The organism is Pseudoprevotella muciniphila (genome assembly GCF_003265305.2).
GTDB lineage: Bacteria > Bacteroidota > Bacteroidia > Bacteroidales > Bacteroidaceae > Alloprevotella > Alloprevotella muciniphila.
Genome location: NZ_CP033459.1, coordinates 585,424 through 609,652 on the forward strand (window position 1 = coordinate 585,424; position 24,229 = coordinate 609,652).

A 24,229-nucleotide genomic window follows, 5' to 3' on the forward strand; every position below is an offset into this window, starting at 1 on the left:
AGTTTTTATATGATGCCATGCATCGCACGGCTTTACTTCACTTTTTGTTTGCCATCTCGCCTGCCTTTTCTGTAGTCAGCAGTCCACACGCAGCAAAGATGTCCTGTCCTCGTGATGCTCTGATTGTGGTGAACACACCATGCGACGTGAGATAATCGCGAAAACGTACCATGACATTATCTGATGCGCCTTCAAGATTGGTTTCAGGTATGGTATGAAATCGGATAAGGTTGACACGGCAGTCGAGCCCACGAAGCAGATACACGAGTGCTTCTGCATGACGCAGCGTGTCGTTCACTCCCTTGAATATTATGTATTCGAATGTCAGTCGCCTCTGTTTGGGTGCGTCAGACTTGGTTTTTCTGCAGAAGTCATACTGCCTCAGGACGTCAACTACATCCTGTATAGAAAAAGCCTTTTCTGCCGGCATCAGTTCTGCCCTTTGCTGTGGCAGCGGATGATGGAGGCTTATGGCTATGTTGCACTTACTCTCGTCGAGGAAGCGTTTGAGACCTTTGCGGAGCCCCACACTCGATACTGTGATACGTTTCGGACTCCACTTAAAACCCCAGTCTGCCGTGAGCACTTCAGTCGCTCTTAATACATTGTCGAGGTTATCGAAAGGTTCTCCCTGCCCCATAAACACGACGTTAGTGAGTTTTTCTCTTTCCGGCAGTGAATAGATTTGGTTGAGAATGTCGGCTTCACTGAGCGATGCCACGAATCCCTGACGTCCTGTCATGCAGAAAGCACAATTCATCTTACACCCCACCTGGCATGACACGCAGAGTGTAGCCCGTTTGCCATCAGGAATGTAAACAGTTTCCACAAAGTGCCCTTCGTGTGTACGAAAGAGATACTTCTTCGTGCCGTCCTTTGATTCCTGTGCCATTACAGGCGGTGAGCAGCCGATGGTAAAATGCTCGTCCAGTTTGGCACGTGCAATTTTAGAAACGTTCTGCATTTGGTCGGTGGAGGTGATGCACTTGCTGTATATCCAATCAGCCATTTGCTTGCCCACAAATGCAGGTAAGCCAAGACCTTTTGCAGCAGCCTTGAGTTCATCAAGGGTAGCACCGAGTAGTGTATGTTTTCCCTCCTCCATATCATGCAGAGAAGGAGATGAGGCATTGCCATCATTCATTGGCAATAGCCTTATCTCCTTATCGTTTATTCCTTTGATATTCTATTAGCGACGGAGAATCCAAGCGCCTTTGTAGAGTCCTCTGAGTTGGTCGCGTGAACGTCCTGCAGCAGCCTTGCTGTCGGATGAAGTTGCTACGACACGATACCAGTTTGTCAGTCCGTTGATGGTTTCGTTGGTGAATACGACTCTTGAGTCATAGCCGTCTTTTTGCAGTTTGTTCTTCAGTGCTTCAGCGTTGGTTTTCGACTGGAAACTTCCTACAACTACGCTGTACATTTTAAGTGCATCACCACTTATTACGTCTATATTAGCGTCGATTGTGCGTGTTTCCACGTTAGCATACTTTGCTTCGTCTGCGTCAACAGCAGGTGTTGTCGTTGTTGTCGGCACTGTAACAGTTTGCTGTGGCTGCTGATAAGAATCGTAGTCAGCATCTACCACTTGTGTTGCAACGGTGGTCGTAGTTGTTGTTACGCCCTCTGTGTTGTTATCCTTGGCTGCAGCGTATGCCTTCTGGAAAGCAGATTCTCTTGACTTGCAACCAGTGAACACAACTGCGGCTGCCAAACCTAACACTAAAAAGAATGATTTTCTCATTTTAATATTGATTTATGATGATTTTTAGTATTTATAACGACTTATGCATGCTCCATACATAGTCTGTTTACCTTTTTCGTGTGCAAAGTTAGTATTTTATTTGAAAGTATTGTGCTAAATAACGTTAAAGGTTTTGCAAAATGCGTAAATGAATGTAAAAAAACTCTCGAAAAACAATTTGGTTTTGAAAAAAGACGTATATTTGAAGCGTGAAAATTATCATCAACCATTAAAAGAATAAAGAACATGAAGAATTACAGCGTATTAGCAGCCTTTTTGGGCGGAGCCCTGATTGGTGCTGCATCCGGTTTACTTTTTGCCCCTGAAAAGGGCGTTGACACTCGTTCACGTATTGCCGAAGCGCTTCGCAAGCGTGGCATCAAACTGAGCACAGCAGATCTCGACAGCCTTGCAGACGACATTGCAGAGGAACTGGATGACAAATGATTTCAGTTGAGAGTTGACAGTTGAGAGTTGAAAGCCATACTATTATGAATCTCTGCTGTCAACTCTCATCTCTCAAATTTATTTTTTAAAGATGTTTTCATCCGACCATAACGTAAGTTCTTTGAAAGAGTTGCTTTCCGAGACGAAAGAGTACGTAGAGTTACAAGCAGATTATGCGCGTGTCGATCTGACGGGCAGACTGACAAAATTGTTTTCTGCCATAATACTTTTCGCAGTGCTTCTTCTTTTAGCGCTCATCGTGGTGCTTGCCCTGACGTGCTGTCTTGCTTTCTGGCTGGCTCCCCACATGGGTGGTCTGACGGCTACGTTTGCAATTATTGCAGGCATTTACTTCATAGTTATGGTTTGGATTTTTGCCTGCCGCAGGAAAATCATCACGCTTCGTGTATCCCGCTTTATTGGCAAGATTTTGCTAAGCAAGGATATTAGCCTGTCTAAGAAGACATCTGACAACACGAATAAATAAATCCACCTGACGATGCCACTTATCGACTATACGCCCGAATCCATTGAAGCCAGAAAAGCCGAACTGCGCCAGCAAATCAAGGAAAAGCAGGAGGCACTGTTCAAGAAAGCCAACGGACTGACACAGTCTGAGGCAGCAGAGACTACGTCGCAGAAGTGGATAAACAACATCGGCAAAGCCATCGCCATATACGACGGCTTGATGACAGGTTACAAGATTTATCGCGGTGTACGCGCCTTCTCTTTCCTGCCCTGGAAGAAACGCAGAAAGAAAAGGTAATACTTTCTTCTTAAATTGATTTGATGCGGCGTCGTACTTTTGAAGTACGGCGTTGTTCGTTTTTGGGTATTATCACTCGTGTAGAAAAAATGTGGGCATGCCCCGAGACATGTCCACATTTTTGAAATTATTTTCTCCTTTTACTATTTGAGAAATTTCTTGCCACCTTGGATAACTATACCCTTGTAATTGGTATTAACGCGGCGACCTTGCAGGTCGTATATTTCAGACTTATCTGTTACGAAACCGGTCTGCATTGCGTCAATACCTGTCGTGAGGTCTCCTGTAGTGAAATGGATCCGGATGTGTGAGCCATTTGTGGGGAAGTGTGCACGTCCGTAATCGCCAGGATTGGTATTGAAAGAAATTACAAGTGAATATGTAGTATTACTGTCGAGACCTGCCAAGACATTGATTGGGGTGCTTGCCGTCCATGTTCCATCACCATTTGCTGTAGCATACATTTGTTTCCATTGATTCTGCCGGCCATCCAATCCATCTTCAAAGATGTCATAATCCATAAAAACTTCCGTAACGTCGCCAGTTGTTGCTGCCGTGAAACTATTAAGCACGAACGATGTTATGCCATTGAATGCATCATCATTGACTTCTTCGCCTGCATTGGGAATAGCCTGTGTTTTTGTTGTACCATTCACCGTGTAAACAGTGCTTACGCTGACTATGGCAGGATCAGAAGGCACATAAGGCTCGTCGTTCAGGTAAATGACGAATGCCGCACTGTTATTTTTCTTATAGTCGTACCATGTGCGCGCAATGTCTTCCAAATATGTATAGACAGTGAGACCTCCTGCAGTGGGTTCGACAACACCATCGCCGAGTGTAAGGTCTCCGCCCACAAAGCAGACGAGTTTTTTAATACCATAATTTTCTGCGTCTATTTGAGCAAAAAGCCCATTGGGAATGTTGTAGTCTCCTTCTGCGTTTATCGATACTTCTTTCATGGCATCGCAATAGTCCACGAACTGGTTAGGAAGGAGAGCCACATCATTAACGATGAGTTTCTTGATGTTGTTCCTTGCGAGCATTTCAAAGCCAGCCAAAGCCAATGTATAGCGACTGAAGAGCGGTTCCCAATAGTTTTCATCTACTATATCTGCCAGGGTTACGGCAGCAGGTTTGGTTGGATCAATTCTGTCGAGAGTCAGGCGGAACTTGATTCCGTCGTCTTGATATGTGTCAAGCGTGTAGCGGTAGTTGTTTGCTGCATTTGTGCCCACGAACTTGATGTAGGACGGGTCACTTCCGTTCATTTCAATAACAGGTTCATCCATCACGAAATTGGATGGCATTTCCCCTGTAGTAAACGTGATGCGGATGTGAGAGCCATCAGTGGGATAATGTGCACGGTCGCCCTTATCAGATGGGTTTGTATTAAACGCGCATTCAAACACATACGTCGTATTGCTTGCAAGACCAGCCATGAGATTAACGTTACTGTTAGCCGTCCATGTGCCATCGCCGTTCGCTGTGGCATGGATTTGAGTCCATGAGTGCTGTTCTCCACCATGACCTTCGGGATAGACGGCATAATCCATGAATACTTCCGTAACGTTGCCTGTTGTTGTAGCCGTGAAACTATTAAGCACGAAAGATGAAGCAGTGCCATATTGAGTGGTCGAAACCGAGATACCCATATTAGGGATGCTTATATTTGAGGCAGTTTCATTGATGGTGTATGTTGCATTTACTCCTGTAATGGCAGGGGCATTAGCATCATATCCGCCTTCATAGGCTTCGTTGTTGAGCAAGAGCGCAAATGCTGCATTGTTGCTCGTTTTATAGTCGTACCAGACTTGTGCTACTGCTGCTTTGGAAGTAGAGACGGTTAATCCTCCTGCATTTGCATCAACCACATTGTTGCCAAGGGTTAGAGTGCCTTCCACATTGCAAATAATCTGCTTTATGGAATAGTTTTTTGCTGTTCCTTTCGCAAAGCACCCGTCAGGTATTTCGTAATTTCCAGATGCGTTTATTTCCACATACTTCAACGCATCACAATAGCCAGCAAACTGATTGTCTAATAATGCCACACCATTCACATAAATCTGTTTGATGTTGTTCTGTGCCAACATTTCCTCTCCTGCAAGTTGCTTCGTGTATTGACGGAACATCGGTTCCCAATAGTTTTCATCGTTAAGGTCATCGAGTGTGAAATAAGCCGGAGACTTTTCGTTGATGCGGTCGAGTGTGAGTCTGAATTTAAGACCATCGTCTTGATACGTATCGAGGGTAAATCGATAGTTGTTCTCTGAATTTGTACCTACAAACTTCAGATACTGCGGCTCACTACCATTCATTTGAATTACAGGTTCATCAAGCACGATGCCTGCAAAACTAACATGGCCCAATAATAGCCAAAGCAATGGGAGTATAAATCGTTTCATAAGCAATTAGTTAAGTAATAATTTTATAATCTTTATATAAGTATGTGGGCAAAGATATATATATATCAGAATTTATGCAAATAAATCCTGTGCTTTTTTAATATAATTTGGTCATTCTGCGGAAAAAGTACAATGCCCTGAGAGAAAAATTGATTCTCAGGGCATTGTTAAGACTCTTTATGCTGTGTTTAGCGCGTTGCCGGACGGCTGGGCTGCGCTGTTGCTGCGGGAACAGAAGAACTATAGTCGAGTACACGCTCTATATAGTCAGCCAGAGATGCATAATGGTCATTGTTTGGCTGTGCTTTGAACATCTTTGAGAGTTTTCTGAGCATGCTGTAGGTTGCAGGACGCGCCTTTGACGTTACTTGCATTTGTTTGAAACTATTGCAAAGTGTTGAAACGTATGTTGACTGCAACATTCTTATGTATTCCGTGTCTTGTCCTTCCTTTTCTGTAATAAGCAGTCGTGTCATGTCGTCGAGGAAGTCTTTTGCAGGATATGCGCTGTTTAGGATTTCGAGCCTTGACATAAGGCTGTTAACCACACCATTTCCCACGTTTATTGTAAGTGTGTGGGGATTGTTCGTAAAACGGTTTACATAATCCTCTTCTATCATCCATGTGGGTTCACTGAACACTTGTTCTGCCACAAAGTTAAGCGCTGCGCGCTGCTTCTCAGCGGGCGTATTCTGGTAAACATCTCCTGATTCGTCCACTGTCTTGAAATCGTAGTAAACTCCTCCGATATTACCCATTACGTGTCCCATATATCTGTTGAACTGTGAGATAATGGTGTTGTAGACCTCTCTTGCGTTGGTATTGTAGATATCCGTTGCATCGTAACTCCATTCCGGTACATTCTTCATTTGGCGTTTCAGATTGAGTATACCATAGTGGCTGGCGAGGATGGCATCGTCGCCGAGGTCTTCTGTCTGGCACCGCGGGTCTCCTCTTCGCATTTCACCGTCTCCGAACCACAATCTGCGGTCTTTAGCGAGATTGTCCTGAACGAGTTTTTCGAGTTCTCGATGGTCGCTCTCGTCATCAAAAGCATCCCACATGGGTGAATATCCCCACTTGATAGCCCACTTATCGTAGTCGCCGATGCGCGGGAAGATACCCACACGTTCGATACCGTCTTCAGGCTGCGCCACATAGTTGAAACGCGCATAGTCCATGATGCTCGGTGTGTGTCCATGCTCTTCCACCCATGCCTTGTCGCGCAGTTTTTCCACTGGTACGGTGCTCGACGAACCGAAGTTGTGGCGCAGGCCCAGCGTATGTCCCACCTCGTGCGAAGAGACGAAACGTATGAGTTGCCCCATCAGTTCTTCGTCGAATTTCATTTTTTGTGCTGCTTCATCGAGCGTTCCAGCTTGAACCATGTACCAATCGTGCACGAGTTTCATCACGTTGTGATACCAGCAGATGTGGCTTTCAAGGATTTCTCCTGTGCGCGGATCGTGCACTTGTGGTCCGTATGCGTTAGGAATGTCGGATGCGAGGTATCGTATAACGGAATAACGTGCGTCTTCCATCGACATGGTTTTATCACTATCTGGCCATTCTTTTGCCACTATTGCATTTTTAAAGCCTGCTTGTTCAAATGCTTCTTGCCAATCTTCAACTCCTGCAATGAGATATTTACGCCACTGTTTAGGTGTTGCTGGGTCGATGTAATATACGATTTGTTTCTTTGGTTCCACGAGTTCTCCACGTTTCATGCGTTCAGCGTCTTCTTCGTTTTTCGGTTCAAGGCGCCAGCGTGTGATGAAACGTTTATTAGCCACTCTCTGTTGGTCGTCTGAATAGAGTGTAAACCCATCTGTAAAATAGCCCACGCGTGGGTCAAAAAGACGACGTTGCATAGGTTTGTCTGGCAATTGCACGAATGAGACATTGAGTCTGAATGTCAGCTTTCCTGTCATTGACGCAGATGGAGTTCGTCCGCTTGGTGCCATCCAAGTGGTAACCATTTTTACTTCCGTGTTGAGTGGGAATGTGTTAATTTCTTCTATATATGACTGTTGGGGCATGAGACTGGCGGCACCGGTGTTTGTCTTAGTATTCTTGCTAAGTGTTAGTGCTCCATTATCGCTAAGGAGGAACTGCGTTACTTTGATGCGTGATGCACCTTTGCCTGCCCCTTGTTCAATTTTAAATGAACCAATAATGGGGTTTTCATTGCTTGTTGTAACAGCCTTGTTTATTTCATCATATTTGTCTGCCATCGTTACGTAGGGGTCGGACCGTAGCGCGAGATGGTTGTTTGGTGTTTTTTCCCAATAAACTGTTTGCTGGTTGACGAGTTCTCCTCCATAAAGTTTTAGGTCGGCAGGAGTTGAAATAAATCTCACTGTGGCTAGTATGCGTTTACCGAGAATTGTATCTGGGATGTCAAAGAAATAGTCGTCGCCTTGCTTAGCAACTCCGAATAGTCCACTCTTTGCCTGCGCTGGAGGCGGTGTAGATGGCTTTGCCGCTTGCGTAGGTTGCCCTTTTTTCGGCTGTGCACTCTTCTTTTCTTTCTTCTTCTCTACTTTTTTTGCAGCTTTTGGTGCTGCTGGTGCTTCAGTTTTCTTTTCAACTGGTTTTTCGTTTTGCGCAAAAGCCGCTGTAGGCATCATTATGAGCAGCGAAAGCACCAATAGGGATAGTTTCTTCATGACTATTAAAATGATATTGATAATAATTTACTTTAATTGAACTTACGATATTATGTTACAAAGTTTATGAAATTTTCGTATGAATTTTCAACGCGATGCAATTGATATGGCTTTAATTTGAGCATAACTCTTTTTGGGACATCTTGTAGTCCGAAATAGTCTGCCACAAGTGCTGCAAGTTGGTGGGAACGCACATCGTCCTTTTGATTGAGTGCTATGCAAGCCTTTCTCGACAGGTTTCTGTCGCCTTCCACGAGGCGTAGTTGCTGAAAGATGAGGTAGCAACATGGCAGTGTAGCCGCTTTCATCATGGCGTTTATTCTCGCCTCTGGTGTATCTTCTGCCAAAAGGTTTATGAGTTTTTCTGCCTCTTCGTGCGTTTTGGCAAGTGGCAGGAAGGCTTCCAATGTTTTGCGGCGGTCGATGGCTGTCGTCGTTTCCAGTTGGGCAAAGGTTTGGAGTTCCGGTGCATCAAGACTGAGCATACCTTTCTTAAATAAGCGCTTTGCTTCAATGAGGTACATACCGAGGTAGCCCTTGCTGAATGTGGGCACCACCTTTAAGAAACTCGTCCAGAACTGTTCTGATGACGAGAATGCTCCTATGACTTTGCTACTATCTTTTTTCGAGGCGTACGACATTTTCTACATGATGTGTTTGCGGGAACATATCGACCGGTTGCACAGCCGTCACTTTGTAGTGCACGTCTAGCATTGCGAGGTCGCGTGCCTGTGTTGCCGGGTTGCAACTTACATATACGATTCGCTTTGGCCCGGCAGCAATGATAGTATTGACCACATCCGGGTGCATTCCTGCGCGGGGCGGATCAGTGATAATCACGTCGGGGTGTCCGTGCTCTTCGAGGAAGGCTTCTGTGAGGATATCCTTCATGTCGCCTGCAAAAAACGAAGTATTCGTTATACCGTTAATTTCAGAATTCACTTTTGCATCTTCTATTGCCTCTGGCACATATTCTATTCCCACAACGTGTCTTGCCTGACGGGCAACGAAATTGGCTATGGTGCCAGTGCCGGTGTATAGGTCGTACACCAACTGACTGCCATCGAGTGCTGCCAACTGGCGTGCTACCTTATAAAGTTCATAGGCTTGCTCCGTGTTGGTCTGGTAGAAACTTTTGGGTCCCACCTTAAACCGCAACCCTTCCATTTCTTCATAGATGAATGAGGAACCACTGAATGTAAGGATGTCGAGGTCGCCGATGGTGTCATTGCATTTCAGGTTGTTCACATAAAGCAACGAGGTGATTTCAGGGAAACTGTCGCGCATGAAGCAGAGCACGTCCTCTGCCTGTTTATGTTCATCTTCGGATGTGCAATGGAACTGCATGACCACCATGAGTTCGCCTGTATCGGATGAGCGAAGCATCATGTTTCTCAGCACTCCCTCCTGACGCCGCAAATCGTAGAATGATATGCTACGTTCTTTGGCAAAACTCCTTACACCATTACGGATTTTATTGTTTATTTCAGGCATGAGGAAGCACTCCTCTATGTCAAGAATTTTATCGAAGGCTCCAGGTATATGGAAACCCAGCGCGTCCATATCAGTAAACGTTTCGTTGCTGTTGATTTGTTCGAATGTAAGCCACTTCTTGTTCGAGAAGCCAAACTCGAGTTTATTACGATACGCCTGTGTATGTTTGCTGCCAAGAATAGGAGAAATTTCCGGTAGTTCCACTTTCCCTATGCGTGTCAATGCGTCTGTTACTTGCTTTTGTTTGTAGTGCAACTGCTGTTCGTAGGAGAGGCATTGCCATTTGCATCCTCCGCACACTCCAAAATGCTTGCAGAAGGGTTCTACCCGCATTGGCGAATACTCATGGAACTTCACTGCCTCTGCTTCGGCGTAACTATGTTTTTTTCTCCGCACCTGAAGGTCCACCACGTCTCCCGGGACAACGTATGGTGCAAACACCACGAGGTTGTCCACACGGGCAAGCGCCTTTCCTTCGGCAGCCACGTCTTCTATCGTAATACGCTCCAACAGCGGTAGGGGTTTCTTTTTTCTTGCCACTTCACTTATGTTTTTTACTTATCTCATCAGGTAATCTCCATACCTGTTAGTTGTTGTTTATCCGCTCGAAGATGATTTCCACGAGTCTTGAAACGGGATATTCATCGCGATTTGCTTCATCTACCCAACAGTAACCATCCGGTGTAAGTTTTGGCTCATCAATGCTGACCAAGTATGCTTCCACATTCAGGCGTTGATGTGTCAGCATGTGTGTGTATCTGCTGAGGATATTTCTGAAAACGGCTTTTTCTCCCAGCCATACAGTCCTTTTGTCGTTTGCTACGTCGTGCAGAGCAGCAGGTTGTTCATATTCCATGAGGAACGGTTCGTAGAGTCCTTGCCAAATGTCTCCCTGCTGTCTTTGTCGGAGTAGGATTTTGCCTTTACTTCTGACGTACAGATAGACAAGATGGCGGTCCTTTACCTTTGTGCGTTTCTGCTTCACCGGGAGAGTGTCAACGCATTTTGAAGCGAATGCCGCGCATTTTGCGATTAACGGGCATTTCGTGCAGTCGGGCGACTTTGGACGACACTGCAATGCTCCGAAATCCATGAGTGCCTGATTGTACAGCGCCGGTCGTTTTTTGTCGAGAAGTTGTTGCGCGAGTTGTGCGAACTGCTTTTTTCCTGCTGTGGTGTCGATGGGTGTATCGATGGCGAACACTCTTGCCAAAACACGATACACGTTCCCATCCACTGTTGCATAGGGCAATCCGTATGCGAAAGAACTGATTGCTGCTGCGGTATAGTCGCCCACTCCTTTGAGCGCCCTGATGTTCTTGTAATCCTTGGGAAATCCGCCCAGATTGACAATTTGTCTTGCTGCCTGATGCAGGTTTCTGGCACGGCTATAATAGCCTAATCCTTGCCAGAGTTGCAGCACTTCGTCCAGGTTGGCAGAAGAAAGCGTTTCTACAGTCGGAAACCGACGTATGAAACGCAGAAAATAATCGTATCCTTGTGCCACTTGGGTTTGTTGCAGTATGATTTCAGAAATCCAGATGCGATAAGGATCAGTGATGTCCCGCCAAGGCAGTTCGCGTCTGTTCTTGTCATACCACTCCTCTATGGTTTTGGCAAAGAACAGGTCGCCATTATTATGCTTCTCATTCATGGAACAAGCCTATACGCTGTTCTTCGGAAAGTTTGCAGATGAGCAGTGCGCCATCTTTCTCCACCACAACGTATCCATCGAGCCCCTGCACTACAACTTCACGCAAATGGGTTGTATGAACAACACTGTTTCTTGTTTCAAACACTCGTATGTTATCTCCTATGAGTGCATTGCCGTACACATCCTTGTCGCTGAGCATGAGGAGTGATGTCCACGTTCCGAGATCGCTCCACCCTATATCAGCGGGTCGCACGAAGATGTCCTCCGCCTTTTCCATGATGGCATAGTCCACGGATATGCTCTTGCAGTTTTCATATACTTCGTTCACCGCCTTCTGTTCTTTGGGTGTATCAAACTGCGGCATCAGTGCCTCAAAACTCTTCCACATTTGCGATTCGTACACTCTGAAAGCATTGACAATGGTGTTTACGCTCCAAACAAATATACCGGCATTCCAGAAGTATTCCGGCAATGCAATGTATTGCTTTGCCGTGTCGATATCTGGTTTTTCCTTGAAGGCATCCACTCTGTAGAGGTTTTTCATTCGTGCTGATGAAAATCCGAGGTCTGCCTTGATGTAGCCATAGCCTGTTTCCGGTCGGTTAGGTTTTATTCCGAGCGTTACTATTGCATCCGTTTCAGACGTATATTCTAAAGACTCGTTGATGGCTTCCTTGAATGCCGGCACATCGAGGATGACATGGTCGCTTGGTGTTACAACCACAACGGCTTTTGGATTGCGTTTTTTTATTTTCGTGCTGACATAGCAGATACATGGTGCGGTGTTTCTGCGACATGGTTCGAGCAGGACATTCTTTTTGGGAACATCGGGCAGTTGCTCGTAAACAAGGTCTTTATATCGTTCACCCGTAACCACCCACACATTCTCCGCCGGCACGATATCCTGGAAGCGTTGCATGGTGAGTTGTATCAGCGTTTTACCGCAACCAAGTATGTCGAGGAACTGCTTAGGTAATTCCTCGTTGCTCATGGGCCAAAAGCGGCTACCTATTCCGCCTGCCATTATTACCAGATGGTTGTTAGGATTCATTTAATTGTCGTTTTTTAATAATTACAAATGCCGCTATTATAAATCAAGCGGCTAAATAAAGGGGTATTCTATAAATCAGGGGTTATTACTTATGAATAGTCTTGATGATTATTGGCTCTTTTAGGCATCTTTCGGCTTAACTTCTTGGTACATAGTCCGCTATGCACCTGCGAACTTAAATCAAAATCCACACCCAAATAACTCAAAAATCATTCAATCCTAATTTACACCCCCCAAAAATCAATAGTGCCGCCACATGTGCGGCACTTATCAATGATGGTCTGAAAAGAGACTATATCAGTCCTTTTCGAGTATTCCCTCTACATAAATTCGCACAAGTGAATTTGATGCATTTGAGCGCACTGTTACCACCTTGCGGAATTGTCCCGGGAACTTATTCTTTCCGTCGTAAGAAACAGTTATTGTTCCTTTTTCTCCTGGTTGTATGGGAGTTTTCGTGTAATTAGCCACTGTGCATCCGCACGATGTGAATGCTTGCTGAATGATGAGCGGCTTATTACCCGTATTTGTCACTGTGAAAGTTGTTTTCTGCACTTTGCTTTCCTTGAACGTTCCGAAATTGTGGGAAGTACGGTCAAGACTTAATACTGCCTGAGCGGAAATACCGACTGTGCAGATGAATGCAACGAGGAGCAATAATATCTTTTTCATTCTACTGAGAATTTAAAATGTTTCTATTCAATGTGCCTATTAGATATCTTTTCCTTTGCAAAGTTAAAAACAACTGCGTCAACAACAAAATAAAACTGTAATTTTTGTGCTAAATTATGGTTAAATTCCCCTTTGTTTGCTATTTTTGCATTTAATCTGACAACATGAGAAGTGGGATTAGATAACACAGTTTTTTTTCATTTCTCTTGAAGTATATATCCACATGGCACAAAAGACGACTTCTGCTCAATCTCTTAAGGAGCGCATCATACTTGGCATTGACCCCGGTACAAACGTTTTGGGTTATGGTGTGCTGAAGGTTGTCGGGAACAAGGCAGAGATGGTAACGATGGGTGTGATAGACCTTCGTAAGGTGAGCGACATCTATTTGAAACTTGGCAGGATTTATGAGCGCGTGATGGGAATCATAGACAGTTACCTTCCGGACGAGATGGCTGTTGAGGCACCTTTTTTCGGCAAGAACGTTCAGAGCATGCTCAAGTTGGGGCGTGCCGAAGGTGTGGCTATCGCAGCAGCCATCAGTCGCCAGGTGCCTATTTGTGAGTATGCTCCTCTGAAGGTCAAGATGTCCATAACAGGGAAAGGCAGTTCGAGCAAGCAACAAGTGGCAGTTTTCATGCAGAAGATGCTCAATATACCCGAGAGCAGCATGCTACCCTATTTAGATGCCACAGATGCACTCGCCGTGGCATATTGTCATTTCCTTCACAGCAACCGCCCCGACCTGACAGGTTCCGGCGGTGGCACAAAATCGTGGAAGGCATACGCACAGCAACATGGAAAAAGCGTGAGCGACACCACGACCGGTCCTCAGAAAAAACTGGCACAACTGCTAAAGACCTCAAAGAAAAAGTAACAATCCCATTTTCTATAGTTTATAAGTTTATAAAGATGACATCATCCACTTCCTCATCGAGATTAGCATCACCGCTCATCAGTGTGATTAAAGCAGTGCCCCGTCATCCGGATTTTCCGGTGGCTGCACCTGTGGATTTTGAGATGAACGAAGGAGAAATAATTGCCATCTGTGGTGAAAATGGCGCGGGAAAGACTTTACTTGTCAACATCATCACCGGCGCACTCCCCCTGCGCGAAGGCAGTGTAAAATACAACATTCCGCTAAAAGACGGTGAGCATTTTTACGACCAACTGCGTGTGATGGCATTTCATGATGCATTCGGAGACCTGACACCGGAATACCACCAGCAACGCTGGAACCATGGCGACGAGAAGACCTACCCCACCGTGGGCGAAGTGCTGAATGCGGATATAGAAGGGCTGAAAAATCTTGCGGACAGAAACGATGCAAAGTCCTTTCTGAAATGGCTTTGTAATACATCGGAACTTGAGAAACCCATCAACTGGCTGTCGAGCGGTGAACTTCGCAAGTTCCAGATAGCCAAGGAGATGCGGCATGTACCCCGTGTCCTGATTATAGATTCTCCTTTCATCGGGCTTGATGCCCAGACACGCGAACAATTCTGCGAAGTACTTGCCACACTTGCCCGCACCACAGGATTGATTCTTGTCATGGCACGCGATGAAGACATTCCCGAGTTCGTAACGCACGTGGTCAGAGTGGATGGCAGGCGTGTTGGGTCAAAGGTTCGGCGCTGCGACTATATTGCAGATGTAGCGGCAAATGTGTCGCACCTTAGCGAAGCAGAGCGCAATCTTGTTCGCGACCTGGCTGCCCGCACTCCCGCGCCGGATGTTGACAGTCTTCTTAAATTTAATGACATCACCATTTCCTACTTCGGCAGAACCATTCTCAGCCACGTCAGTTGGGAAGTGCTTCGCGGTGAGCGTTGGGCGCTGAAAGGTCCCAATGGTTCGGGTAAATCCACCTTACTGTCGCTCGTATGTGCAGACAACCCTATGGCATACGCCTGCGACATTACGCTCTTTGGGCATCGTCGCGGCACGGGCGAGAGCATTTGGGACATCAAGCGTCACATCGGCTATGTGTCGCCCGAACTTTACCGCAGTTATTGCAAGCCGGAACGTGTGATTGACATCGTTGGCAGCGGTTTGCGCGACACAAATGGTTTACATCGCCTGCCCGACGACAGCGAGAAGGCCTACTGCCGCCAATGGCTTGATTTGTTCGAGTTAACTAATCTCGCCGACCGCAGTTTTCTGAAGATTTCAGAAGGTGAGCAGCGTCTGGTGCTTTTGGCACGCGCTTTCGTGAAAAGTCCTTCCTTAATAATTCTTGACGAGCCTTTCCACGGCTTGGACAGCCGTCGTCGCCAACGTGCATTGGAAATTATCGAAACCTACGTTGAGAACCGAGACAAAAGCATTATCATGGTCTCGCATTACGATGTGGATTTCCCTGAAATAATAGACAAAAATCTTACATTATCAAAACAAAAAGACTATGACTGAACAAGAAATACAAGAGAACAAGACGCGCTTTATCGCGCTTTGCCGAGAGAAAATAAGCAGGAAGGGGCTTGACGGTTTGCTCGACTACTTGGAAAAAACAGATTTCTACATTGCTCCCACTTCCACGAAATTCCACCTGAACGAGGCAGGCGGTCTTTGCAAACATTCTATCAATGTTTATGAAACGGCCGTCGCAATAAACGATTCTGTTATTAAGCCTGCCATTGAGAGCGGCGAGAGTCCATTTTCAGAAGCGCCATCGGACGAGAGCATTGCTGTTGCGGCTTTGTTTCACGATGTTTGCAAGGTAAATTTATATCATAAAGAGGAAAAATGGAAGAAAGATAGTTCAGGTCGTTGGGTGTCGTATGAAGGCTATACGAGCAATGATACTTTCCCTTTTGGCCATGGTGAGAAGTCGTGCTTTTTCATAGAGCGTTTCATACGTCTCCGACCTGAAGAACTTCTTGCTATCCGCTGGCACATGGGCATGTTCGATATGGGCGAAAATGGTACGGCCATGCGCAAAGCCTTCTATAGTGCCATGGATCTATATCCGCTCGTATCACTTTTACAATCAGCCGATACTATTGCTTCCAAATGCCGGGAGAAGACAACTATATACTAGAGTATTTTCCCGGATATCGGAATTGTATCGCCAGCATGGCGCAGACTCCCATGATAAACGGATAGAAGAGGAAAGGAATGATTTCCACCGGGCTAATGGCAGCCAATCCGGCTGCCATTAGTAGTTGTGCGCCATAAGGTATCAGGCTCTGTACAAAACATGAGAAAGTGTCGAGCACACTTGCGCTTTTGCGTTTGTCAACGCCATATTTCTCGGCTATATCACGCGATAGTTTCCCCACGGAGAGTATTGCCACGGTATTGTTTGCCGTACAGAGATTAGTGATGCTTACAAGTGCGGCGATGCTCCATTCTGCTCCTCGCCCCGTACTTACTCGTTTGGTGAGCGACCGGATGATGTAGTCAATACCTCCGTTTTGCTTGATGAGTGCGAGCAACCCTCCCGCGAGCATAGAAATCATGATGAGTTCTGCCATACCGCTGATACCAGTCTGTATTGCGGCGAACCAGCCTTCTATGTCGAACGCTCCCGTTGATATTCCGATAATTCCCGTAAACAAGTTACCGATGAGCAGCACAAGAAGCACATTCATTCCTGTCAGTGCGAGGCCTATAACCACTATGTAGGGCAACATTTTCAGCCAGTTGACTTCTCCGAGTTCCGGCGAACCGGTTTGCCCAAGTCCGAGTACGACATAGACAGCCATCGTGATGAGTGCAGCAGGGAGAACGATTCGGAAGTTTACTCTGAATTTGTCATTGAGTTTGCACCCCTGCGACTGCGTTGCAACAATGGTTGTATCGGAGATGAAAGAGAGGTTGTCGCCGAAGAAAGCCCCACCTACGGCTGATGCCGTTGCCATAGGCACTGAGATGTCCGTTTTAGCAGCGACTCCCACTGCCACTGGTACGAGTGCAACGATTGTCCCGACAGATGTACCTATTGAAAGCGAAACGAAGCATGCTGCAATGAAGATGCCAGCCAAAATCATTTCATCGGGCAACACACTGAGCGTGGCATTCACCGTTGCATCGATACATCCTGCAGTTTTTGCCGAAGCAGCAAAGGCTCCTGCCAACATAAAAATCCACACCATCATCAGCAAGTCGGGCGCGCCTGCTCCTTTCGAAAAGCATTTCAGGCGTTCCTTCAGCGGCAGTTCCCGGGTGATACAGAGCGCATAAACTGCAGTGAGAATAAACACGATGAGAAGAGGCACCTTTGAGAAGTCTCCTAACGCTGCGCTGAGCGCAAGGAAGGACAGTGCCAGGACGAAAAGCGGAGTAATGGCTATTATGCCTTTATAGTGTTTCATTTGTTGGATACTTGTATAGAAAGATGCGCAAAATTACAAAAAAACGAAAGCTGCGATGAGTCTTCGTTATAAATGTGAGAAAAACTTTTGTTTCATTATAGTTGTTTCAGCATGTCTTGAGCGATAACTGAAGTTGACTGTCAAGTTTCTGTAAATGTACCGAAAAATGATTATATTTGTATTTAACAGTGCATAATTGCAATGTTAAAAAGAAATGTATAGAGAAAGTGTAAGTATTTTGCAGAAACAACAGACATTTACTGATTAGTTTTTTAGAGACTCTGCAAGTATATTGAGTTTTTCGGCATCATTTTTCCTGATTTATCGTTAAAATTTGCCAATTAGTCTATTTTATTTGGCAAGAAAAGTCGTCTTGGTCTATCTTTGCAATGCAAAAAAAAAAAGATCTCTTCAATCTATAGTTTAAATAGTTTTTTAAGGTACCATCCCGTTAGTCGTGAGACTCGCGGGATGTGATTTTTTATAGTAAGTTGAACTTTGGAACAGAATAGTTCTATATTGCTCCGCTGGGGCTCATGCAAAAAAAACTGTAGTATCACCACTCTACTTTATCCGCTGCCCCATCATTTCACTGCTGCTTATTTTCTGACTTCGGCATTTTTTCTGTCATCAGGGGCGTTGATGAAAATCAAAAAATTGACCATAAAAATGGGTAACTCAGGGTGAGGAAAACCGAAAAGTTCCTGATTTATCGATAGAATTTGCCAATTAGTCTATTTTGTTTGGCAAGAAAAGTCGGCTTGGTCTATCTTTGCAGTGCAATAAAAAAAATAAGGATCTCTTCAATCTATAGTTTAAATAGTTTTTTTAAGGTACCATCCCGTTAGTCGTGAGACTCGCGGGATGTGATTTTTTATAGTAAGATGTTAGTTTGGAGCAGAATTGTTCTATATTGCACCGCTGGGGCTAATGCATAAAAACTGTAGTATCACCCCCCTACTTTATCCACTGGGCACCATTTCACTGCCACATATTTTTTTAGCGAACATCAATATAAATTTATTGGTGTCCGGTAAAAGTTTTAAGAGAACTGTCTTCTCCTAAAAAAGGATAACCTACGGCAGTTGCCATAGGTTATCTATTGTAAAGCGACATGAGCGTCACTTATTTTATTAAGGCGTTACATTCAAGCCTGATTTATAGAGTAGCCCAATATTTATTTGGCTTGGGCACTGAGTACAGAATTGTTGCTCTTTGCCTTGGAACTGCCGAGGTAAATGCCGTGCCATGCGGTTGTAGCATCTGTGGGTGCACTCGTGTCGTAGGTTACGGAGAAAGTCTGTCCGCTGGTCATACCTTTTGCTGTGAAGAGAGAGAGCATGCTGTTCACGCCATTCTCGAAACTATAAGTAACAAGATTGTTGCCACTTGCATCGGACAGTGTGTAGTAACGTCCGGTAGTATAACTTATGGAACTTGTGCTGAAATAGTAGCCTTGTGTTGCACCGCTGATGCTGGAACTGCTGCTACCTCCTCCTTGTGCGCCACCTGCACTAAGACCGATGCCACTGCCTGTGATGCGGATGTAGGAGTTGTTGTCGCAATCGAGACCTTCTTCAGGGCTACCTGCTGAAGTGTATGCCAGGACAGTCCCGTTGCCAATGGTAATGGCTCCTGCTGTGCCGGCATTGCTATCTACAGCGTCGTTGCCGTTAGAGTAACATACTGTTACGCCGCCATTGAAAAATATCTTGCCGGAAGAGTTGATACAGTCGTCATAACACTTGAAGTAATGATTTCCGCCTTCGATGTATACGGCTGTTTTGCTCTCCAGACCTTCTGCACCATTGGTTGAAGTGTTTACTACTGTTTGCCCACCATACAAATAGATATTTCCGAGCACCTTTATCGCCTTTGCGGAACTACCGCTGCTTTGCTGACCAGGACCGCCACCGCCGCCCCACATGCCACCGCCTCCGGTGGTAGTGCTGCTGCCGTAGCTGCTGCCAGTAGTTGTGACTGTGAGTGTAGGACCTGTTCCACCGCTTACACCTTGTGTGTATGTGCCGCTTGACTTGACACCCTTGCCGCCATTGCCGGACATTGTGATGGTTATGGTGCCGGCATTGAAGGCGATTTTTGTATCTGCTTTAATACCCTTGGCTGTATAACTGTCAGAACTTCCTGTCTGACCGCCGCTACTGCTGGTAATCTTGAGTGTACCACCATCGGTTTGTACGTTGGTTGCAGAGATACCGCGTGTTGCAGCGCCTGTGGAACTGTTGATGGTTACAGTGCCATCGGTCTGCACATAGTTTACGGTCTTGATACCTGCACAGTAGGATGCATCGCTGTTTATGACTTGCATACCACCTGTGGGTGTGAGTGTTATTGTTCCACCATTTACGGCTACTGTGGCTTTCGACTTGATGCCTTTACTCATTGTGCCGCTGTTGCTTACCTTGACAGTACCTGCTGCTATGGTTACATTGCCGTCAGCCTTAATACCCGCAGCGTTGTAGCCCGTTCCTTCGTCTTCGCTCACATCGCTCGTACCGCTGTAGGTGCTGGTAACATTGGTCAAAGAATATGTGCGCGTTGAGCCACTTGTGCTATAACTATTAGTGATGGAATAGTAAATATCCTCGCCGCTGGTTGGTGCGCTGAACGATGCACTTTGGATGGTATAGGACGTACTGCCTCCCCAAGCGCTGGTATAATTGTCGCTCTTGAAGTAGTAAGTTCCACTGGTTGCAGATCCGAAGTCGTAGTAGTAGAACGTTACCGTGCTGTATCCGTTCGACTTGCTGACCGTGCTTGTAAGTTGTTGTACGAGTGTGCCGTCGCTCTTGTAGAGATACACTGTTTTCCAGGCACTGTTGCCTTGCTGTCCGCCGCCGGGGAAGCCGCCTCCGCCCTGTCCACTGGTGGGCACACTGACATAGACGCGATAGGAAGCCGTTGTTGTACTGCCGCTACTGCTGCCTACATTTTCTGCTGTGCCACCTGCACCGTTTGCCGTGATATCTATGTTTGTAGTGGCATTACTTTCGTTAATATTGATTGCTCCATCAGCATTCAATCCACGTCCGCCATCTGCAGTACTCTTGATTGTTACGTTACCACCTGTTATATTGATATTGCCTTCACTTCTTACTGCGGCAGAATAACTGATATCATCTGTTCCTACCACAATGCTACCAGATTGTGTAACATTGACTGTTCCGCCACTGATATTCACGTCGCCCTCTGCCTTGATGCCTTTTGCTGCATCAGCGGATGTCGTAATGGTCAATGTGCCATCGGCGATAATTGCTTTTCCTGTATTTTCTTCATCGTTTTCGATGTTGCCGGCATCATCAACAGCGTAATCTACCTGTATGGCATCATCACCAGTGCCACTTATGTTCACTGTTCCGGCACGTTGTTCGAAATACTGGTCAACGTGTAAGCCGTCGCTGACAGCCCCTGCAATGATCAGTTTACCTGTAAAGGTCTTCTTGAGCAAAACATATTCGTTTCCTTTGAAAGCGTGGTCTGTCAATCCCTTAATGGTCAGTGTACCATCGCCCTTCACCTCGGTGTGTCCCTTGATGTGGAGAGTTGCTTTGTGCGTACCATTTGCAGCATCGCAAAGGGTGTTCGTGCCATTAACCACGAGGTCTATGCGTTTGCCGTCCTTGATGTGTACCGCCGGACCGCTGGTGCTTGTCAGAGTCAGGCTGTTGAGTTCAACCGTTGCTTTGTATTCTCCGGTCATTACAAACTGACCATTGCTGCTCGAGCCGCTAAGTGCGTATGTTATTTCGCCTGCTGAAGCATCCAGCAAGGAGTTCTGTATGATGTTCACACGCGCTCCGTCCATGGTTACATCGACATACTTTGCCACGTTTCCTGCCACCTTCACACTTGCAGACGTGCCATTATAAGCCACACTGACAAGGTTATCGGTTACCTCGCTGTCGTCCACATACATTTCGCTGACATCTGCAAGAGTGTAAGTTCTGTCCTGTATGGTAACTTCTGTACCACCACTAAATGTCATTTCGCCGGCCTGCGAGACAGGATACTGATAAATCACGTTGCCTATTCGCACGTTGAGTGTTGTATTATTGGACGTTGCCACATTTGCTTTTAATGTGTTTTGAGCAAAAACTGTCAACACAGAGCACACGGCTATCAGGATGGTTGCTATTCTTTTCATTTCAATGCGATTTTAACAGTTTTACCATTTGCCTTTACTATATACACTCCTTTTGGCAGGCGGTCTGCTGCATCTTTCAATGAATCGTAGCGTCCTAAGTTGCGTCCGTCTGCAGCAACGATTTCCACACTTACGGGCTGTCCCTGAGCATCGATGGTTGCAATGCCGGTTGCCGTGTCGGTGAAATACATCAGACTCATATTAGACGTTTCGAAAGAACGTGTTTCGCCCACAGAGTTTTGAGCGGTCAATACGCCTTCAGCATACGATATCTTCAGTCCTGTAGTACTGACAGTGGCTACCGAGCCATCCACAGTCTGAAAAGCCAGATAGGGATATTCATCTGCATTCGCCACAAACACATTGACAACGAATGCGAGGAATAACAAAATCTTTTTCATTGTTTTGTTCATAAAATATGTAATAAATATATTGTTTCTTTCAAAAATATATATTTTGCAGTCTTTATCTTACAATAATCAATTTCGGGCTCAAAATTATTGGTTTTTTTAAATAGGAATGCACATTGTTATATATAAAATTAAAAAAAATCGACCAATTGCCCCATTTTCCAAACGAATACAAAAACAAGCGAACCGCAAATGCAGTTCGCTTGTTTTATGGTCTGTTTTTGTTTGAATGTTAGTTCCTTATGTCGAGTTCGTCGAGTATGTATGTTGAACCTCCGAGTTTGTCGATTGCCCAGAGTACATAGCGTATATCCACACTGATGCAACGCTGGAGATTTTTGTTGTATTCGAGATCGGACGAGAGAGACTCGATGTTACCGTCGAATGCGATGCCGATGAGTTCACCTTTTGCGTTCATAACCGGCGAACCGCTGTTTCCTCCTGTGATATCGTTGTCGGTGATGAAGCAAGCGGGGAGTTTGCCGTCGGGGCGTGCATAGCGTCCATAGTCGCCTGCTTCATAAAGACGGCGCACGTCTTCGTTGATGACATAATCCGGGTCGTTGGGGTTTTCTTTCTCAAACATACCGTCGATTACGGTCTGGTAGTCGTATGTTACACCATCGCGCGGTTTGAGGTCGCACACATGTCCGTATGTCATTCTCAGTGTCATGTTAGCATCGGGTGCAGTTGAGAATCCGTTGCGTTCGAGTTGTGCGCCTACATAGACTTTGTCGTATTCTGCAAGCATTGATTCATACACCATTGTATTTGCAGCCAAAGACATCAGATAATCCTGATATTCTGTCTTGAATTTGTAAATGGGGTCTGCTTCGAGCGTCTTCATGTTTGGTTTCTTCAGGAAAGACTCAAGACGCATGCTGTCGATGAAGACAGAGTTATCGTACATATTATTTACGAAAGCATCCACATCTGTTGTTGTGCTTAGATTGCAGAATGTGGCGTCGAGCAATTTGTTGTCCACCCATGTGCGGAGTATTTTCTTCATCAGATTGCGGTCGCGCTGCATTTCGGCTGGTGTCAGGAACTTCATGCTCGACATAATACCTTCGCGTGCCGTTACGCCTGATTCGCCTTTAAGTTCCTTGTAGCCTTCCACGTATGACTTCACCATTGGTGCCGGTATTTTCACAGCCATCTGTCGCATACCGAAGTTTGCGAGATACAAATCGTGAAGAGTATCTCCATATTCTGCTGTAATTCTGTCGATGGCATCAATGGCTTCATTATATTCAGGCTTACCTTGTTCTTCTGCCCACTGACGGAAGCCCGCTTCTTTCACTCTTGTACGTTCCACAAGTTTGAGTTTGCGCACAGCGTCAATTTCTCCGCCAAAATTCTTCACTGTATTTCCTATCATGAAGTAATCGCTTGCCATGGAGAGGTTAAGTTCCTTGTCGTTGTCCATGAGGTTCTTCATGTGGTCGAGTATCACCGTGCCCATCGTATTGATGGGTTTATCGAATTTCTGCGTATGCGACTGTATTTCAGAAGCAGTCATGTATCTTGTTGTTTGTCCGGGGAATCCCATTACCATAGCAAAGTCGCCGTTCTCTATACCCTTCATTGATATGGGGAGATATTTGTCGCACTTGAGGGGCACGTTGTCCTCGCTGTATTCTGCCGGTTCGCCATTTTTGTCGGCATAGATTCTGAATACGGCGAAGTCGGCGTTATGGCGCGGCCACATCCAGTTGTCCTGATTTTCTCCGAACTGCCCGAAGTTTTGCGGTACGTTAACCACGAGCCTTACGTCGTTGTAAGCCTGCTCATAGAACACATAGAATTGGTTGCCTCCGAAGTAAGGCACCACTCTTGCGCGCATACCTTTTTTGTTAGCCCATTTGCTGTTTTTAAGGAGTTCGCTTCCGATAGGTTCGAGCACATACTCGCTCTGACGCATATATTCGTTCATACCTTCTGTCGCTTCGATTACTTGCTTCGTTACGTCTTCAATGGCGCGTACAAAGACGAAGTCGAGTTTCGGTGTGGGCAATTCCTCTGCACGCGAATGTGCATAGAAGCCTTCCTGCAGATAGTTGTTCTCCATGGTTGACATGGCATGTACGAAATCGAAGCCGCAGTGGTTGTTGGTGAGAATAAGTCCGTCCGGACTTACCACTTCGCCTGTGCATCCTGCACCGAAGATTCCTACTACATCCTTGAGCGAAGGTCCGTCCTCGCTGTATAGTTCGGAGGGGTCAATTTCAAGGCCTGCCTTTTTAAGGGAGTCGGCAAGGTGTTGCTGCTCCATGAGTTTGAGTAGCCACATGCCACCGTCTGCCTTTACTGTTCCGCTCACGCCAAAGACTAACGCGAGGGCAATTAGAAGTTTTTTCATGCTTGTTTATTTAATTGGTTTTTGTATTTCGGCTGCAAATTTACTGATATTTGGTTGATTGTAATAATTTATGA

19 protein-coding genes are annotated in these 24,229 nt (G+C 45.7%); 6 read left to right on the top strand and 13 right to left on the bottom strand.

What is annotated here, in order from left to right:
- Positions 1 to 37 precede the first annotated feature (37 nt).
- Both rlmN and C7Y71_RS02440 read right to left on the bottom strand, forming a co-directional pair.
- Entirely contained in the window at positions 38 to 1,105 is a 1,068-nt protein-coding gene (gene rlmN / locus C7Y71_RS02435; RefSeq protein ID WP_111898936.1) for a 23S rRNA (adenine(2503)-C(2))-methyltransferase RlmN, read from the bottom strand.
- An 84-nt stretch (positions 1,106 to 1,189) separates the two neighbouring features.
- Positions 1,190 to 1,744: an SPOR domain-containing protein gene (locus C7Y71_RS02440; RefSeq protein WP_111898937.1), complete on the bottom strand. Its 555-nt coding sequence runs from the start codon at positions 1,742 to 1,744 to the stop codon at positions 1,190 to 1,192.
- Between the two features lie 246 nt (positions 1,745 to 1,990).
- On the opposite strand from C7Y71_RS02440, the gene C7Y71_RS02445 reads away from it, so the two are divergent.
- The 3 genes from C7Y71_RS02445 (at position 1,991) to C7Y71_RS02455 (ending at position 2,957) form a co-directional block, all read left to right on the top strand.
- Positions 1,991 to 2,191 (top strand): YtxH domain-containing protein, encoded by a 201-nt coding sequence (locus C7Y71_RS02445; protein ID WP_111898938.1) that lies wholly within the window; start codon positions 1,991 to 1,993, stop codon positions 2,189 to 2,191.
- Positions 2,192 to 2,282: 91 nt separating this feature from the next.
- Positions 2,283 to 2,678 carry a phage holin family protein gene (locus tag C7Y71_RS02450; RefSeq protein ID WP_111898939.1) on the top strand — a complete coding sequence of 132 codons (396 nt, stop codon included), beginning with the start codon at positions 2,283 to 2,285 and terminating at the stop codon, positions 2,676 to 2,678.
- A 12-nt stretch (positions 2,679 to 2,690) separates the two neighbouring features.
- A complete protein-coding gene (locus tag C7Y71_RS02455) occupies positions 2,691 to 2,957 on the top strand; it encodes a hypothetical protein (RefSeq protein ID WP_111898940.1) in 267 nt (88 codons plus the stop codon).
- A gap of 143 nt (positions 2,958 to 3,100) precedes the next feature.
- Here C7Y71_RS02455 and C7Y71_RS02460 read toward each other — a convergent pair whose 3' ends face one another.
- From C7Y71_RS02460 to C7Y71_RS02490, 7 genes are all read right to left on the bottom strand, one after another.
- Positions 3,101 to 5,362, bottom strand: coding sequence for a hypothetical protein (locus tag C7Y71_RS02460; RefSeq protein WP_146739461.1), 2,262 nt, complete (start codon positions 5,360 to 5,362; stop codon positions 3,101 to 3,103).
- Between the two features lie 188 nt (positions 5,363 to 5,550).
- Positions 5,551 to 8,031, bottom strand: a complete 2,481-nt coding sequence (locus tag C7Y71_RS02465; protein ID WP_226943525.1) for a zinc-dependent metalloprotease — start codon at positions 8,029 to 8,031, stop codon at positions 5,551 to 5,553.
- A gap of 50 nt (positions 8,032 to 8,081) precedes the next feature.
- Positions 8,082 to 8,672, bottom strand: a complete 591-nt coding sequence (locus tag C7Y71_RS02470; RefSeq protein WP_111898942.1) for a hypothetical protein — start codon at positions 8,670 to 8,672, stop codon at positions 8,082 to 8,084.
- Positions 8,647 to 10,065 carry a 23S rRNA (uracil(1939)-C(5))-methyltransferase RlmD gene (gene rlmD / locus C7Y71_RS02475; RefSeq protein WP_111898943.1) on the bottom strand — a complete coding sequence of 473 codons (1,419 nt, stop codon included), beginning with the start codon at positions 10,063 to 10,065 and terminating at the stop codon, positions 8,647 to 8,649. Before rlmD ends, C7Y71_RS02470 begins: the two co-directional genes overlap by 26 nt.
- 46 nt (positions 10,066 to 10,111) lie before the next feature.
- Positions 10,112 to 11,179: an A/G-specific adenine glycosylase gene (gene mutY, locus C7Y71_RS02480; RefSeq protein ID WP_111898944.1), complete on the bottom strand. Its 1,068-nt coding sequence runs from the start codon at positions 11,177 to 11,179 to the stop codon at positions 10,112 to 10,114.
- Positions 11,172 to 12,230, bottom strand: coding sequence for a mannose-1-phosphate guanylyltransferase (locus C7Y71_RS02485; protein WP_226943527.1), 1,059 nt, complete (start codon positions 12,228 to 12,230; stop codon positions 11,172 to 11,174). The genes mutY and C7Y71_RS02485 overlap by 8 nt, the downstream gene beginning before the upstream one ends.
- A gap of 297 nt (positions 12,231 to 12,527) precedes the next feature.
- Positions 12,528 to 12,902, bottom strand: a complete 375-nt coding sequence (locus C7Y71_RS02490) for a DUF1573 domain-containing protein (protein WP_111898945.1) — start codon at positions 12,900 to 12,902, stop codon at positions 12,528 to 12,530.
- Positions 12,903 to 13,125: 223 nt separating this feature from the next.
- Here C7Y71_RS02490 and ruvC point away from each other — a divergent pair, with 223 nt between their 5' ends.
- From ruvC to C7Y71_RS02505, 3 genes are read left to right on the top strand one after another with little or no spacing between them, the layout of a single operon-like run.
- Positions 13,126 to 13,779, top strand: a complete 654-nt coding sequence (ruvC, locus tag C7Y71_RS02495) for a crossover junction endodeoxyribonuclease RuvC (RefSeq protein ID WP_111898946.1) — start codon at positions 13,126 to 13,128, stop codon at positions 13,777 to 13,779.
- 35 nt (positions 13,780 to 13,814) lie between these two features.
- Complete coding sequence (locus C7Y71_RS02500; protein ID WP_111898947.1) at positions 13,815 to 15,314, top strand: ATP-binding cassette domain-containing protein; 1,500 nt, start codon at positions 13,815 to 13,817, stop codon at positions 15,312 to 15,314.
- Positions 15,307 to 15,942 carry an HD domain-containing protein gene (locus C7Y71_RS02505; RefSeq protein WP_111898948.1) on the top strand — a complete coding sequence of 212 codons (636 nt, stop codon included), beginning with the start codon at positions 15,307 to 15,309 and terminating at the stop codon, positions 15,940 to 15,942. Before C7Y71_RS02500 ends, C7Y71_RS02505 begins: the two co-directional genes overlap by 8 nt.
- Here C7Y71_RS02505 and C7Y71_RS02510 read toward each other — a convergent pair.
- The 4 genes from C7Y71_RS02510 to C7Y71_RS02525 form a co-directional block, all read right to left on the bottom strand.
- On the bottom strand, positions 15,932 to 17,218 hold the full coding sequence (locus C7Y71_RS02510) for a Na+/H+ antiporter NhaC family protein (RefSeq protein WP_111898949.1): 1,287 nt from the start codon (positions 17,216 to 17,218) through the stop codon (positions 15,932 to 15,934). The two genes, C7Y71_RS02505 and C7Y71_RS02510, sit on opposite strands and share 11 nt — an antisense overlap.
- Positions 17,219 to 18,395: 1,177 nt before the next feature.
- Positions 18,396 to 21,383, bottom strand: a complete 2,988-nt coding sequence (locus tag C7Y71_RS02515; protein WP_111898950.1) for a carbohydrate-binding domain-containing protein — start codon at positions 21,381 to 21,383, stop codon at positions 18,396 to 18,398.
- Complete coding sequence (locus tag C7Y71_RS02520; RefSeq protein WP_146739462.1) at positions 21,380 to 21,784, bottom strand: hypothetical protein; 405 nt, start codon at positions 21,782 to 21,784, stop codon at positions 21,380 to 21,382. Before C7Y71_RS02520 ends, C7Y71_RS02515 begins: the two co-directional genes overlap by 4 nt.
- Positions 21,785 to 22,025: 241 nt before the next feature.
- Positions 22,026 to 24,155, bottom strand: a complete 2,130-nt coding sequence (locus tag C7Y71_RS02525; RefSeq protein ID WP_111898952.1) for a S46 family peptidase — start codon at positions 24,153 to 24,155, stop codon at positions 22,026 to 22,028.
- Between the last annotated feature and the right edge of the window lie 74 nt (positions 24,156 to 24,229).

Bases quoted from the DNA above. Each gene is read 5' to 3' on its own strand.
- rlmN (WP_111898936.1), bottom strand. From the start codon at position 1,105: ATGGAGGAGGGAAAACATACACTACTCGGTGCTACCCTTGATGAACTC.
- C7Y71_RS02440 (WP_111898937.1), bottom strand. From the start codon at position 1,744: ATGAGAAAATCATTCTTTTTAGTGTTAGGTTTGGCAGCCGCAGTTGTG.
- C7Y71_RS02445 (WP_111898938.1), top strand. From the start codon at position 1,991: ATGAAGAATTACAGCGTATTAGCAGCCTTTTTGGGCGGAGCCCTGATT.
- C7Y71_RS02450 (WP_111898939.1), top strand. From the start codon at position 2,283: ATGTTTTCATCCGACCATAACGTAAGTTCTTTGAAAGAGTTGCTTTCC.
- C7Y71_RS02455 (WP_111898940.1), top strand. From the start codon at position 2,691: ATGCCACTTATCGACTATACGCCCGAATCCATTGAAGCCAGAAAAGCC.
- C7Y71_RS02460 (WP_146739461.1), bottom strand. From the start codon at position 5,362: ATGAAACGATTTATACTCCCATTGCTTTGGCTATTATTGGGCCATGTT.
- C7Y71_RS02465 (WP_226943525.1), bottom strand. From the start codon at position 8,031: ATGAAGAAACTATCCCTATTGGTGCTTTCGCTGCTCATAATGATGCCT.
- C7Y71_RS02470 (WP_111898942.1), bottom strand. From the start codon at position 8,672: ATGTCGTACGCCTCGAAAAAAGATAGTAGCAAAGTCATAGGAGCATTC.
- mutY (WP_111898944.1), bottom strand. From the start codon at position 11,179: ATGAATGAGAAGCATAATAATGGCGACCTGTTCTTTGCCAAAACCATA.
- C7Y71_RS02485 (WP_226943527.1), bottom strand. From the start codon at position 12,230: ATGAATCCTAACAACCATCTGGTAATAATGGCAGGCGGAATAGGTAGC.
- C7Y71_RS02490 (WP_111898945.1), bottom strand. From the start codon at position 12,902: ATGAAAAAGATATTATTGCTCCTCGTTGCATTCATCTGCACAGTCGGT.
- ruvC (WP_111898946.1), top strand. From the start codon at position 13,126: ATGGCACAAAAGACGACTTCTGCTCAATCTCTTAAGGAGCGCATCATA.
- C7Y71_RS02500 (WP_111898947.1), top strand. From the start codon at position 13,815: ATGACATCATCCACTTCCTCATCGAGATTAGCATCACCGCTCATCAGT.
- C7Y71_RS02505 (WP_111898948.1), top strand. From the start codon at position 15,307: ATGACTGAACAAGAAATACAAGAGAACAAGACGCGCTTTATCGCGCTT.
- C7Y71_RS02510 (WP_111898949.1), bottom strand. From the start codon at position 17,218: ATGAAACACTATAAAGGCATAATAGCCATTACTCCGCTTTTCGTCCTG.
- C7Y71_RS02515 (WP_111898950.1), bottom strand. From the start codon at position 21,383: ATGAAAAGAATAGCAACCATCCTGATAGCCGTGTGCTCTGTGTTGACA.
- C7Y71_RS02520 (WP_146739462.1), bottom strand. From the start codon at position 21,784: ATGAAAAAGATTTTGTTATTCCTCGCATTCGTTGTCAATGTGTTTGTG.
- C7Y71_RS02525 (WP_111898952.1), bottom strand. From the start codon at position 24,155: ATGAAAAAACTTCTAATTGCCCTCGCGTTAGTCTTTGGCGTGAGCGGA.